This window comes from Amycolatopsis sp. NPDC058340 (assembly GCF_042723975.1).
In the GTDB taxonomy this organism is placed as follows: domain Bacteria; phylum Actinomycetota; class Actinomycetes; order Mycobacteriales; family Pseudonocardiaceae; genus Amycolatopsis.
The window spans coordinates 42,342-55,774 of sequence record NZ_JBHXIB010000015.1; the positions used below are offsets into that span (position 1 = coordinate 42,342).

12 protein-coding genes are annotated in these 13,433 nt (G+C 70.0%); 10 read left to right on the forward strand and 2 right to left on the reverse strand.

Translation table 11 applies throughout. From position 1 onward, the window contains the following. Window positions 1-33: 33 nt before the first annotated feature. The 8 genes from ACFWIW_RS19300 (at window position 34) to ACFWIW_RS19335 (ending at window position 8,460) form a co-directional block, all read left to right on the forward strand. The gene (locus ACFWIW_RS19300) at window positions 34-957 is read left to right on the forward strand and encodes an ABC transporter ATP-binding protein (protein WP_378369662.1); all 924 of its coding nucleotides are present in this window, start codon (window positions 34-36) and stop codon (window positions 955-957) included. After that, window positions 954-1,682, forward strand: coding sequence for an ABC transporter permease (locus ACFWIW_RS19305; protein ID WP_378369663.1), 729 nt, complete (start codon window positions 954-956; stop codon window positions 1,680-1,682). Before ACFWIW_RS19300 ends, ACFWIW_RS19305 begins: the two co-directional genes overlap by 4 nt. 15 nt (window positions 1,683-1,697) lie before the next feature. Further along, window positions 1,698-2,894 (forward strand): sensor histidine kinase, encoded by a 1,197-nt coding sequence (locus ACFWIW_RS19310; protein ID WP_378369664.1) that lies wholly within the window; start codon window positions 1,698-1,700, stop codon window positions 2,892-2,894. Beyond that, window positions 2,891-3,496: a response regulator transcription factor gene (locus ACFWIW_RS19315; protein ID WP_063274610.1), complete on the forward strand. Its 606-nt coding sequence runs from the start codon at window positions 2,891-2,893 to the stop codon at window positions 3,494-3,496. The genes ACFWIW_RS19310 and ACFWIW_RS19315 overlap by 4 nt, the downstream gene beginning before the upstream one ends. Window positions 3,497-3,528: 32 nt before the next feature. Then, window positions 3,529-4,161, forward strand: coding sequence for a YdcF family protein (locus ACFWIW_RS19320; RefSeq protein WP_378369665.1), 633 nt, complete (start codon window positions 3,529-3,531; stop codon window positions 4,159-4,161). A gap of 38 nt (window positions 4,162-4,199) precedes the next feature. After that, window positions 4,200-5,471 (forward strand): deoxyguanosinetriphosphate triphosphohydrolase, encoded by a 1,272-nt coding sequence (locus ACFWIW_RS19325; protein ID WP_378369666.1) that lies wholly within the window; start codon window positions 4,200-4,202, stop codon window positions 5,469-5,471. A 103-nt stretch (window positions 5,472-5,574) separates the two neighbouring features. Continuing rightward, complete coding sequence (locus tag ACFWIW_RS19330) at window positions 5,575-6,651, forward strand: serpin family protein (protein ID WP_378369667.1); 1,077 nt, start codon at window positions 5,575-5,577, stop codon at window positions 6,649-6,651. A 9-nt stretch (window positions 6,652-6,660) separates the two neighbouring features. After that, window positions 6,661-8,460, forward strand: a complete 1,800-nt coding sequence (locus ACFWIW_RS19335) for a glycosyl transferase (RefSeq protein WP_378369668.1) — start codon at window positions 6,661-6,663, stop codon at window positions 8,458-8,460. On the opposite strand, the gene ACFWIW_RS19340 is transcribed toward ACFWIW_RS19335, so the two are convergent. After that, window positions 8,450-9,691 carry an aldehyde dehydrogenase family protein gene (locus ACFWIW_RS19340; protein WP_378369669.1) on the reverse strand — a complete coding sequence of 414 codons (1,242 nt, stop codon included), beginning with the start codon at window positions 9,689-9,691 and terminating at the stop codon, window positions 8,450-8,452. The genes ACFWIW_RS19335 and ACFWIW_RS19340 overlap by 11 nt on opposite strands. Before the next feature lie 176 nt (window positions 9,692-9,867). On the opposite strand from ACFWIW_RS19340, the gene ACFWIW_RS19345 reads away from it, so the two are divergent. Further along, window positions 9,868-10,434 carry a carboxymuconolactone decarboxylase family protein gene (locus ACFWIW_RS19345; protein ID WP_378369670.1) on the forward strand — a complete coding sequence of 189 codons (567 nt, stop codon included), beginning with the start codon at window positions 9,868-9,870 and terminating at the stop codon, window positions 10,432-10,434. A 57-nt stretch (window positions 10,435-10,491) separates the two neighbouring features. Here ACFWIW_RS19345 and ACFWIW_RS19350 read toward each other — a convergent pair whose 3' ends face one another. Beyond that, window positions 10,492-11,430, reverse strand: coding sequence for a sigma-70 family RNA polymerase sigma factor (locus ACFWIW_RS19350; RefSeq protein WP_378369671.1), 939 nt, complete (start codon window positions 11,428-11,430; stop codon window positions 10,492-10,494). 96 nt (window positions 11,431-11,526) lie between these two features. Here ACFWIW_RS19350 and dnaG point away from each other — a divergent pair, with 96 nt between their 5' ends. After that, on the forward strand, window positions 11,527-13,431 hold the full coding sequence (gene dnaG / locus ACFWIW_RS19355; RefSeq protein ID WP_378369672.1) for a DNA primase: 1,905 nt from the start codon (window positions 11,527-11,529) through the stop codon (window positions 13,429-13,431). Window positions 13,432-13,433 lie beyond the last annotated feature (2 nt).

The window sequence follows — 13,433 nt, forward strand, 5'->3', positions numbered from 1 at the left end:
GTCCGCGGCGCCCCCGCGCGACAAGCTCGAGGTATGCGAGAACAAGACATCACCGCGGGGGCGGCGGTACGGCTTTCCGGGCTGCGTAAGCACTATGGCGACGTCCACGCGGTCGACGGCGTGGACATGACGATCGCGCCGGGCGAGGTGGTCGCGCTCCTCGGCCCCAACGGCGCGGGCAAATCCACCACCGTCGACATGATCCTGGGCCTGAGCGTGCCCGACAGCGGCACGGTGACCGTGTTCGGCCGCGAGCCGGGTGACGCGGTCGGCGACGGGATGATCGGCGCGATGCTGCAGGGCGGCGCGCTCGTCGAAGATCTCACGGTCGCCGAGACCGTCGGCATGGTCGCGGCGCTGCACCGCGAGCCGATGCCCGTGCGGGAGGCGTTGCGCCGCGCCGGGATCGAGGACCTCGCGAACCGGCGCTCCACCAGGCTTTCCGGTGGGCAGAAGCAGCGTGTGCGGTTCGCCGTCGCGCTCGTGAGCGACCCCGATCTGCTGATCCTCGACGAGCCGACCGCCGCGATGGACGTCGGCACGCGCCGCGAGTTCTGGAAGTCCATGTACGAGTACACGGACTCCGGCCGCACGGTCCTGTTCGCCACCCACTACCTCGAAGAGGCCGAAGAGTTCGCCGACCGTGTCGTGCTGATGCGGTCGGGGCGGATCGTCGCGGACGGTTCGGTCGCGCAGGTCCGTGCGCTGGCCGGGGGACGCACGATCCGCGCGGTGGTGCCCGCGGCGGCGGAGCCGGTGATCGCGGGGCTGCCCGCGGTCACCGGGTTCGAACTCCGCGCCGGCCGGGCGGCGATCTCCAGTTCCGATTCCGACGTCACGCTGCGGGCGTTGCTGGCCCACGTGCCCGAAGCACGCGACATCGAGATCGGCGCCGTCGGCCTCGAAGGCGCCTTCCTTTCCCTGACCACCGATGCCACCGAGGAAACCGTCCGATGAACCCCACCTACCTCAAGACCGAGATCGTCCGCACCTTCCGGTCCACCCGGTTCGTGCTCTTCGCCATCGCCTTCCCGGTGCTGATGTTCCTGTTGCAGGCCAACGTTTTCGCCTCGGGCCAACTGAACATCGCCGGCGTGATCATGGTCAACATGATGGCCTTCGGCGCCTTCTCCGCCGCGATGACGAGCGGCGCGAAACTGGCCATCGAGCGGTCCACGGGCTGGCAGCGCCAGCTGCGGCTGACCCCGCTGACCGGCGCCGGCTACCTCGGCGGCAAGGCCCTCTCGGCGATGCTCGTCGCGCTTCCGTCGCTGCTCGTCGTCCCGCTGATCGGCGTCCTGTTCCAGGGCGTCCACCTCGACGCCGCCGGCTGGCTGCGGCTGGTGCTGGGCTGCTGGCTCGGCGCGATCCCGCTGGTGCTGCTCGGCCTGCTGCTGGGCCAGTTCGGCACACCGGAGTCGATGCAGCCGCTGAACATGATCGTCATGATGGGCATGGGTTTCCTGGGCGGCCTGTGGATCCCGATCGACGGGATGCCGTCGTGGATGGCCGACATCGCCCAGGTGACGCCGACGTACTGGCTGATCCAGCTGGTCCGCCCGGTGGTCACCGACCAGCTGACGGTGAGTCTCCCGGCCGCGCTCGGCGTGCTGGCGGCGTGGACCGCGGTCCTCGGGGCGCTGGTGATCAGGCGTTACCGTAAGGACAGTGCGCGGGTTTGAGAGATGGGTGAACCGGTGAGCGACTACCCGGGCAGGGTCGAGACGGGCTTGAACAGCCGGGAGAACTGGTGGGCGGACATGCCGCCGCGAACCGGCCGCGGTCCCCGGCCGAGGCGGTGGGTGCTCTTCGGTCTCGCCTTCATCGGGCCCAGCCTCGTCCCCGCGGCGGTCGATCTGGCCACCGACGGGGTGACCGGGAAAGAGCTGGTGATCGCCGCGCTCCTGCTCTTCTACGGCTCCTGTTACGTGCTGTTCCCGCTCAGCCTGCGGCCTTCCCGCCGGAAGCTGACCTACGTCTTCTCGGTGGTGATGCTGCTCATCGGTCTCACCCTGGTGTTCCTGCACGGCAACAACCCGTACATCCTGATCTACGCGACGGCGGTGCTGGCCTTCACGTTGCCGCCGGCGTGGGCGCTGATCCTGGACGCTGGCGCGCTGCTGGTGGTGCTGGCCGTCCACCTGGTCATCGGGAAGGACGACTTCGGCGACCTGGTGGCGGTCACCTCCATCACGGCGGCGATGTTCTTCATGGCGAACCTGGTCCGCGCGGTGCGGAAACTGGAGGCGGCGAACCGGGAGATCGCCACGCTCGCGGTGGCGGGCGAACGCGAGCGGCTGGCGCGGGATCTGCACGACATCCTCGGCCACAGCCTCACCACCATCACGGTCAAGGCGGGGCTCGCCCGCCGCATCCTGGAGAGCGGCAAGGACGACACCCGCGCGCTGCAGGAGATCCGCGAGGTCGAGAGCCTGACCCGCAGCGCGCTTTCGGATATCCGCGCCACGGTCTCCGAATATCGCGAGGTGTCGCTGCCGGCGGAGGTCGCCGGTGCGCGGGCGGCGTTGCGGGCGGCCGAGATCGACGCGGATCTGCCGCACGCGGTGGACGACGTCGACCCGGCCCTGCAGCGCATTTTCGGCTACGTGCTGCGGGAAGCGGTCACCAACGTGATCCGGCATTCCGGGGCGAAGCGGGTGAAGGTCCGTCTCGGCAAGACCTGGCTGGAAGTCGAGGACGACGGCGAAGGCGGCGAGGCGATGGAGGGAAACGGCCTGCGCGGCCTCACCGAACGGCTGGACGCGGTCGGCGGGACCTTGACCGCCACCACGCCGCCTGGGGGAGGATGGCTCGTCCGGGCGGACGTACCCGAGTCCGCGCTGCGGAGTGGCGTGCCCGCGCCGCTCTCCGAACCCGCTGGAGGCTGCGCGTGATCCGGGTCCTGCTCGCCGACGACCAGGCGATGGTGCGCGGGGCGCTGGCCACCGTGCTCGGCCTCGAAGCCGACATCGAGGTGGTCGCCCAGGTCGGCTCGGGCGACGAAGTGCTCCAGCGGGCGAAGGAGACCGCCCCGGACGTCGCGCTGCTCGACGTGCAGATGCCGGGCAAGGACGGTCTCGAAGCCGCCGCCGAACTGCACGGCGCGCTCCCGTTGTGCCGGATCATCATCTGCACCACCTTCGGGCGGCCCGGCTACCTGTCGCGGGCGATGGCGGCGGGTGCCGCGGGATTCGTGGTCAAGGACGCCCCGCCAGAACAGCTCGTCGACGCCGTCCGCCGGGTCCACGGCGGGCTCCGGGTGGTCGATCCCGCACTCGCCGCCGAATCGCTCGCCACCGGCGCGAGCCCGCTCACCGGACGCGAACACGACGTGCTGAAGGCCGCCAAGGACGGCAGCACGGTGGCCGATATCGCCCGCTCGCTGCACCTTTCCGAAGGCACCGTGCGCAACCATCTTTCGGCCGCGATGGGCAAGACCGGGGCGAGGACCCGGGCCGAGGCGGTGCGGCTCGCGGAAGAGCACGGCTGGCTCTGAGATCACCCTGCCGCTCTGCGAGAATCACCCCCGTGAGTACCGCCGAACGGACCAAACCCACCCGCGCGAACTGGGTGCGCCGGACCTTGGCGGGGTTCCTGCTGATCGTCGTCGCGCTGATCGGCGGAACGGCGTTCCGGGTCTGGCAGGTGGCGCGGGAGGACGTGCGCGACCGGGCCGACGTCATCGTGGTGCTCGGCGCGGCCCAGTACAACGGCAGGCCGTCGGAGATCTTCCAGGCCCGGCTGGCCAAGGCGAAGACGCTGTACGACCAGGGCGTCGCGAAGGTGATCGTCACCGCGGGCGGCAAGAAGGCCGACGACAACTACACCGAGGCCCACGCGGGCGCGCAGTGGCTGCGCAAACGGGGTGTGCCGGTGTCGGCGACGCTGCCGGTCGGTGAGGGCAGCGACACCCTGCGCAGCCTCCGCGCGGTCGCCGAGCAGGTGCAGCAGCGAGGCTGGAAGACGGCCGTGCTGGTCAGCGACCCGTGGCACTCGTTCCGGGCGCGGGTGATGGCCGACGACCTCGGGCTCGACGCCTGGACGTCGCCCACCCACCGCGGCCCGATCGTGCAGGCCCGCGAGACGCAGGCGCGCTACATCGTCCGCGAGACCGGCGCGTTGCTGTATTACCGCCTCACCAGGTTCCCCGCGGAGGTCTGAAGCCGATAAGTGTCGGTGATCGCGCCTAAGCTTGGCTGGTGAGCGACATCTACACCGAGGCCGACAGGGCGCGCCTGCTGCCCGAGCGGCCCAAGGGCGCGGCGCTGGAGGGCGCGGAAGACGGGCGGAGCGCCTTCGCCCGTGATCGCGCACGCGTGCTGCACTCGGCGGCCCTGCGGCGGCTGGCGGGCAAGACCCAGGTGGTCGGCCCTGGTGAAGGTGCCGAGGTCAGCGGCGTGCCGCGCACACGGCTGACGCATTCGCTGGAGGTCGCCCAGATCGGCAGGGGGATCGCGGACGAGCTGGGCGCGGACCCGGATCTGGTGGACACCGCCGGTCTCGCGCACGACATCGGGCATCCGCCGTTCGGGCACAACGGCGAGCGCGCGCTGGACGAGGTCGCGCAGCCGTGCGGCGGGTTCGAGGGCAACGCGCAGACCTTGCGGATCCTGACCAGGCTGGAGCCCAAGGTCCTGCTCGAAGGCGGGGCCGCCGGCGGGCTGAACCTCACCCGCGCCTGCCTCGACGCCTCGACGAAGTATCCGTGGACCCGTGAGGAAGGCAATCCGAAGTACGGCGTGTACGCCGACGACGCCGAGGTCTTCGCGTGGGTCCGGCGAGGAGCGCCGGAGCGCCGCACCTGTCTGGAAGCGCAGATCATGGACTGGTCCGACGACGTCGCGTATTCCGTGCACGACGTCGAGGACGGCGTGCTGGCGGGCCGGATCTCGTTGCGGGTATTGGCCGACGCGGAGGAACGCGCGGCGGTGGCCGAGGCGGCGCGGAGGTTTTCGCACCAGTCCCAGTCCACTTTGGAAGGTGCGGCGAAGGAACTGCTCGACCTGCCCGTGGTCGCGGAACTCACCGGACCGGGGCTCGACGGCTCGCTCAAGGCGCAGGTCGCGCTGAAACGGCTGACGAGTGAGCTGGTCGGCCGGTTCGCGACGGCGGTGGTCGGCGCGACGAGGGAGGCGTACGGCGAAGGACCGCTGAGCCGCTACGCCGCGCGCCTGGTCGTTCCGGAGCAGGTCGCGGCCGAGGTCGCGCTGTTCAAGGCGCTCGCGCTGCGGTACGTGATGAGCGACAGGCGGCGCCTCGCGATGCAGGACGGCCAGCGTCAGACGCTCGCCGAACTGGTCGGCGCGCTGTGCCGCCGCGCGCCGGACGCGCTCGACGGCCTGTTCCTGCCCGCCTGGGAGGCCGCCTCGGACGACGCGGCCCGTCTGCGCGTGGTCGTCGACCAGGTGGCGTCGCTCACGGACGCCCAGGCGTACGCGTGGCACGCCTGGCACACCGGCCGCCACGGCTGAGGTCCTCGTGAGTGGTAAGGACGGTTCTAACCGTCCTTACCACTCACGAGGACCTACCTTCGGACAGGAGACGGACGGGCCCGTGCACGGTACGGTCTGCGGCATGGGAGCTGTCGAAAGCCACCTCCGGTTTGGTCTGGACCTCTATCGGGTGCTGGCGAGCCGCGGGCAGAACGCGTGCTTCTCGCCGTACTCGATCGCGAGCGCGCTCGGCCTGGTGACCCAGGCCGCCAAGGGGAAGACCCGCGAGGAGCTGATCGCGCTGCTCGGCGACCCGGACGAGCTCGCCGACCTGCTGGGCAAGGCCTCGTCCCTGCTCGAAGACGGTCCCGAACTCGCGGTCGCGAACACGCTCTGGGCCTGGGACGGGCTGCCGCTCGAAGACTCCTTCCGCGACGAACTCGCGACCTGGCCGGGCGGGAAGGTCGAGAGCGCCCCGTTCGGCGAAGATCCGGAGGCCGCGCGACGGCTGATCAACGCCGACGTCGCCGAGGCCACCCGCGAACTGATCCCCGAACTCCTGAAGCCGGGGACCGTCGCGCGGGACACCGTCGCCGCGATCGTCAACGCCCTGTATCTCAAAACCGCCTGGACCAATCCGTTCTCGCGTGACAACACCGCGCCCGCGGACTTCCACGCGCCGTCCGGCACCCGTACGGTGCCGACGATGTGGCTCGAAAAACAGCTCGACCACACCCACGAGGACGGCTGGCAGGTCGTCCGGCTCGGCGCGGAGGGCGGGGTGGAGGCGATCGTCCTGCTGCCCGACGGCGACCTCGACGACGCCGAACTCGACGCGGCGAAGCTGGCGCGGCTGCTGGAGAACACGCGGTCCAAGACGATCGCGCTGTCCCTGCCGAAACTCGATCTCGACGTCGACAGCCCGTTGACGTCGAAGCTCCAGGATCTCGGCGTGCGGACGATGTTCACCGGCGGCGCCGACCTCACCGGGCTCGCCGACGACGACCGGCTCGAAGTGTCCGAGGTGCTCCACCAATCCGTGCTCCGCATCGACGAACAGGGCCTCGAAGGCGCCGCCGCGACAGCGGTGCTGATGCGGCTGACGTCGCTCATCGTCGACGAACCCCTGGAAGTCGCCGTCGATCGCCCCTTCCTTCTGCTCGTGAGGCATGCCTCGACGGGTGTGATCTACTTTCTCGCCCGCGTAGTCGAGCCGTGAGGACGGTCAGTGAGTCTTTTCCAGGCTGAGGCGGACGTGGAAGCCGGGGACACTCCCACGAGACCTCGCCGGTTCGCCGCCGCCGACGCCGCCATCATGGGCGGCTTCCTGCTGTTCGCCTTCCTGCTCTACAACGGGCTCTGGCTCGACCTCAAGGAAGGCTATCTCTGGAACAGCGCGTCGGATCAGAACCTGTGGGAGTGGTTCTTCTCCGTCACCGCGGACAACGTGCTGCATCTGAGGAATCCGCTCAGTTCGCATTTCCAGAACCATCCGCTCGGCGTGAACCTGATGGCCAACACGGCGATGCTCGGCATCGGCATCCCGCTCTCACCGGTCACGCTCACCTTCGGCCCGACGGTCACCTGGGCCATCGCGCTCACCGGCGGTCTCGCCGGCACGGCGGCGGCCTGGTACTGGGTCTTCTCACGGCATCTGGTCACGCACCGGGTCGGCGCGGCCATCGGCGGCGCCTTCGCCGGCTTCGCCCCGCCGATGATCTCGCACGGCAACGCGCACCCGAACTTCGTCGCGTGGTTCGTGCTGCCGTTCATCGCGTTGAAGGTCTTCAAGATCGCGCGCGGCGAACGCCCGGTCCGCAACGGGATCTTCCTCGGCCTGCTGGCGGCGTACCAGATCTTCCTCGGCGAAGAACCGCTGCTGATCTTCGCGATGGCGTTCGCGATCTTCGCCATCGCCTACTTCGCGACGAACTACCGCGAGTTCCCGCCGATGGCGAAACCACTGGGGATCGGCGTCGGCATCGGGGTGCTCGTGGCGCTCGTGCTGTGCGCTTTCCCGCTGTGGTGGCAGTTCTTCGGCCCGCAGAGCTATCAGGCGATCGAGCACGGCCCGGTCGGGAACGACACGGCCGCGTTCACCCGGTTCGCGACGCAGTCCGTCGCCGGGCAGCCGCAGGCGGCCGCGGACGTGTCGATGAACCGCACCGAGGAGAACGCCTTCTTCGGCTGGCCGTTGATCGTGCTGATGGTGGTCGTCACCGCCTGGCTGTGGCGCGAGGTGTTCGCGCGGGCGCTGGCGATCTCGATGTTCGTGATGGCCTGGCTTTCCCTTGGTGTGCAACTGATCGTGGTGCACGAGGAGACCGGCATCCCGGGGCCGTGGAAGCTTCTTTCGGAACTTCCGTTGTTCGAGTCGCTGCTGGAATCGCGGCTGGCGATGGGCTGCATCCCGCTCGTCGGCGCCTTGCTCGCGCTGGCGACCGAACGCGTGTACACGGTCGCCTCGAAACTGCCCGAAGTGCCGGGGGAGCGGCGATTCCCGTTGCGGCTGCTGTGGATCGGCGTCGTCATCGCGGTCCTGCTGCCGATCGCGCCGACGCAGCTGGTCGTCAAGGATCGGCCGCCGACGCCAAGGTTCCTCGCCGACGGCACCTGGCGGAACTACGTCGCGCCCGGCGGGACCGTGGTGCCCGTGCCCTTGCCGAGTTCCGGCGAATCCGAACCGCTGCACTGGCAGATCGACGCGGGGCTCGGCTATTCGATGCCGGAGGGCTACTTCGTCGGCCCGAGCGGGCCCGACGACAAACGCGGCCGCTACGGCGCCATCCAGCGGCCGACGTCGGTCATCTTCGACCAGATCAAGCAGACCGGTGTCCCGGCGACGATCACCGAATCGCAGCGGGTGCAGGCGCTGGCGGATCTGCGGTACTGGAACGCCGACGTGCTCGTGCTGATCCCGCGCGAGCACCAGGACGCCTTCCGGACCACCGTGGACCTTCTGCTGCGGAAGCCCGCCGAATTCGTCGACGGCGTCTGGGTGTGGGACGTCCGGACGATCACTCCCTGAGGTCCTGACGGCTCGCGGACCATCGCGAGCCGGCGAACGGTTCGACGGCCCGGTGTTCGTTGACCCGGACGGTGCCGCGAACGAGCCGTGCCGCGACCTCGGCGGCGTGCTCCTCGTCCGCGCCCCACACCGATCCGCACAAGCCGGGCGCCGTGGCGTTCGCGAGCCCGACCGCTTCGTCCACTGTGGAGCACCGGACGACCGGCAGCACCGGCCCGAACTGCTCTTCGGTCACCACTCGCATCCCGTCGTGTGCTTCGGCGAGGATCGCCGGGGCGAAGAAATAGCCCGGCCCGTCGAGCGGTCCGCCGGTGACGATCCGCGCGCCGCTCGCCCGCGCTTCGTCGGTGAGACCGGTGACGCGGTCGTGGCGCGGCCGGTTGTTCACCGGGCCGATCTGGGTCCCCGGTGTCCTTCCGTCGCCCACCACGACTTCCGTCGCCATGGCCGCCAGCGCCTCGACGACGCCGTCGTAGACCGGCCCGACGGCGTAGACCCGCTCGACCGCCACGCCGATCTGCCCGCAGTTGGCGAAAGCGCTCCAGAAGAGCCGTTCCGCGATGGCGGCCGGGTCGGTGCCGGGAAGGACGATCGCGGGATCGTTGCCGCCCAGTTCGAGCGCCAGCCGCCGCCATTCCGGCGCGGCCGACACCCGCTTCCCGGTTTTGGCCGAGCCGGTGAAGGCGACCTGCCGGATCCCGGGATGCGCGATGAGGAGCTCGCCGAGGGGATCCTGGCCGGTGAGCACGGTCAGCACGCCCGGCGGCAGCACCTCCGCCAGCATCCGGCCGAGGTGCAGGGTGGTGAGCGGGGTGCGCGGCGAAGGCTTGAGCACCACCGTGTTCCCCGCGGCGAACGCCGGTGCGAGCATCGCGACGGCCAGCTGCACGGGGAAGTTCCACGGCGCGATCGCGGCGACCGGTCCGTCGCCGGCGATCCGGGATCCGGGCCGCGCCCCGGCGAAGTACCGGAACCGGGCCGCCGCTCCGGCGAACTCGGCTTCGGCTTCGCGAAGCGGTTTCCCTTGCTCCTCGGTGAGAACGGGGGCCAGCACGGATGCGGCCTCCTCGACGACAACCGCGCACGACATCAAGGCCGCGCGCCGGTCCGCGGCGCGCCACGCGGGGGAGGCGGCCGCGGCGGCACGTACCGCTTTGTCGACTTCGGCGGGCCCGCAGTCGGGGACGGTCGTGATCCGTTGTCCGGTGGCGGGATCCTCGACGGCGAGCATCGGTCCTCCTCGGTGGAAGGAAAAAGTGCCGATTTACCAGCCTACCGGCGATGATCGACTGGCGGTTCCGGCGAAAAGGCGAAAAAGACGGCGTGGTGCGCGTCACCGACGGTGCTGTCACGTCCGCGCGGGCCGCCTCGTCCAGTCGGTGAACGCACTCGCACGAGGAGGACACCATGCCGCGCATTCCCGCCGTGAAGACCGCCGACGCCGGCTTCCTGCTGAAGCTGTTCTACAAGTTCGCAGGCAAGCGGTTCGGCGCCGTGCCCGAGCCGATGGCCGTCTACGCGCACCACCCGGCCCTGCTCCGGGCGAACGGCATGCACGAGATGATGGCGGAGAAGGCCAGCAGGACGCTGCCGTCGAACGTGCGCGAGCTGGCCGTGTACCGCGTCGCCACCCGGCTCGGCTGCTCGTGGTGCATCGACTTCGGGACCATGCTGCAACTGCACGAGGGTCTCGACATCGAACGGCTGAAGAACATCGACGACTACGCGAAGTCGCCCGCCTTCACCGGCCAGGAACGGCTCGCGCTCGCGTACGCCGACGCGATGACCGCGAGCCCGGTGACCGTCACCGACGAGCAGGTCGCCGAACTGGAACGCGAGTTCGGCCGCAAGGGCGTCATCGAGCTGACCTACCAGATCGGCCTCGAGAACATGCGTGCCCGGATGAACAGCGCGCTCGACATCACCGCGCAGGGTTTCACCTCGGGCGACGCCTGCAAGATCCCGCTCCCCTGACCACCCGCGTTTAGTCCTCTAAATGCGCTTTGGGCGCATTTAGAGGACTGAACGCGGTCAGGAGCCGAGACGGGTCCGCGCGGTGGTGAGCTTGTCCGGGTTCGCCATGTCGTAGATCGCCACGATCTTCCCGTCGCGGATGACGAAGGCGTCGACGTGCTCGTCGAGCGCCCGGTACCGCTCGGACCCGGGCTGCGGCGGGAGGTAGTACCCGAGGTCGCCGTTGACCAGCGCGAGCCTCGCCTGCTCCATCCCGGCCGGGTCGTACATCCGCATGAGGCCCTGGAACAGCCGGGTGACCTTGTCGAACCCGGCGACCGTGTGCACCGCCGTGCGCGCCTTGCCGCCGCCGTCGCCGACGAGGACGACGTCGGGATGCAGGACCTCCGCCACCGCCTGGATGTCCCCGGTGAGCATCGCCGTCATGAACTTCTCGATGATCTGCTGCTGCTCGGCGAGCGCGGTCCGGGGCGGCGGATCGGCGTCGGCGACCGCGCGGCGGCCGCGGGAACCGTGCTGGCGCGCGGCGTCCGTCGTGCAGCCCAGGATCTCGGCGATCTCGCCGAACGGCACCGAAAACGCGTCGTGCAGGACGAACGCGACACGCTGTTCCGGCGTCAGCCGGTCGAGGACCACCATCGCGGCCATGCGCATGCCGTCGTCGCGGACGGCGACGGCCAGCGGGTCTTCCGACGAAGGTGTGCCCAGCGGGCCGAGGACCGGCTCGGGCAGCCATTCCCCGACGTACCGTTCGCGGCGTACCACCGCGGACCGCAGCCGGTCGAGGCAGATCCGGCTGACGACGGTGGTCAGCCAGCCCTTGTGGTCCTCGATGGCGGAGCGGCGGCGTTCGTCCATGCCGCTCAGGCGCAGCCACGACTCCTGTACCGCGTCCTCGGCGTCGGACAGCGTGCCGGTGAGCCGGTAGGCGACCGACACCAGATGGGGCCGCAATGCGGCGAAGTTCCCGGCGAGTTCGTCCAGGGCGGTGCTCATTCCCCGAGTGTGCCGCACAGTGCTCGGCGAGCGGGGACTAGGCCGTGTCCGATCACGAAGCCCATCGAAGCGACGAACCGGACACGGCCTAGAGTGATGAGCGTGGCAGGACGGATTCGGGAGAGCGACATCGCGGAGGTGCGCGAGCGCAACCGGATCGACGAGGTCATCGGTGATTACGTGGCGCTGCGCAGCGCCGGCGGGGGCAGCCTGAAAGGGCTTTGCCCGTTCCACAACGAGAAGACCCCGTCGTTCAACGTGCGCCCCACTCACGGCACGTTCCACTGCTTCGGCTGCGGCGAAGGCGGTGACGTGATCAAGTTCATCCAGAAGATGGACCTGATCTCGTTCGTGGAGGCCGTCGAGCGGCTCGCGGATCGGGTGGGTTTCCGGCTCACCTACGAAGGCGGCGGCGGAAGCGTCCAGCGTGATCGCGGCACCCGCGCCCGGCTGATCGAGGCGCACCGCGCGGCCCAGGAGTTCTACGCCGAGCAGCTGCTCACCCCGGACGCGCGTGCGGCGCGCGACTTCCTGTCGGAACGGGGTTTCGACGCGGCCGCCGCGCAGACGTTCGGCTGCGGGTACGCGCCGGCGGGCTGGGACAAGCTCACCAAACATCTGCTCAACCGCGGGTTCGAGGTCAAGGAACTGCTCACGGCCGGGCTGGCCAAGGAGGGGCAGCGCGGGCCGATGGACCGGTTCAACCGGCGGCTGCTCTGGCCCATCCGCGACGTCGGCAACGAGGTCGTCGGGTTCGGCGCGCGGCGTCTCTACGACGACGACCGTGTCTCGGCGAAGTACCTGAACACCGCGGAGTCGCCGATCTACAAGAAGTCGCAGGTGATGTTCGGCCTCGACCTGGCCAAACGCGAGATCGCGAAGCGGCACCAGGTCGTCGTCGTCGAGGGCTACACCGACGTGATGGCGATGCACGCCGCCGGGGTCCCGACGGCCGTCGCGTCCTCGGGGACGGCGTTCGGCGAGGACCACATGAAGGTCCTCCGGCGGCTGATGATGGACGACGACGCCTTCCGCGGCGAAGTGATCTTCACCTTCGATGGTGACGAAGCCGGTCAGAAGGCGGCGTTGAAGGCCTTCGAGGGCGACCAGACCTTCGCCGGGCAGACCTACATCGCGGTCGCCCCCGACGGCATGGACCCGTGCGAACTGCGGCTCGCCAAGGGCGACACCGCGGTGCGCGACCTGGTCGCGCGGCGGATCCCGCTGTTCGAGTTCGCGATCAAGAGCATGCTCAAGGCCTTCGACCTCGACTCCGTCGACGGTCAGGTCGCGGCGCTGCAGAAGACCGTTCCGCTGGTGGCCGGGATCAAGGACCGCGCCAGCCGCGACGGCTACGCGTCGAAACTCGCCTGGTGGGTCGGGTGGCAGGACGCGGCGCAGGTGGTGAACCGGGTGCGCGGCAGCGCCGGGGCGGCGGCGAAACGCTCCGCCACCATCGAGGTGCGGCGGCCGGCCACCGCGGCCACCGCGACCGCCGAAGAGGACCTGCCCAGGCCGGCGCCCGGGGATCCCCGGTTCATCGCGCAGCGCGAGGCGCTCAAGGCGGCTTTGCAGCAGCCGATGCTCGCCGGAGCTGAGTACGACGCGCTGCCCGAGGACGCCTTCACCCATCCGGTTTACGTCGCCATCCACAAGGCGTTGCTGTCCGCCGGGGGAGCGGGTTCCGGCCTGACCGGGCCCGCCCTGCTCGACGCGGCCGCCCCGCACTGCCCGCAGGGAACGGTGCGGCGAGTGCTCAGCGAGCTTTCGGTGGAACCGTTGCGCGCCAAGGGCGAGGTCGACTCGCGCTACATCTCCGCACAGCTCGCGGCGGTGCAGGAAAGCCTGGTCGGCCGCCAGATCAACGAGATCAAGTCGAAGCTCCAGCGGCTTTCCCCGGTCGAGGCGCCGGACGACTACCGCGCGCTGTTCGGCGACCTCGTCGCGCTCGAGCAGTACCGGAAGGCGCTGAAGGAACAGGCCATCGGCGGATTGGACTGAGC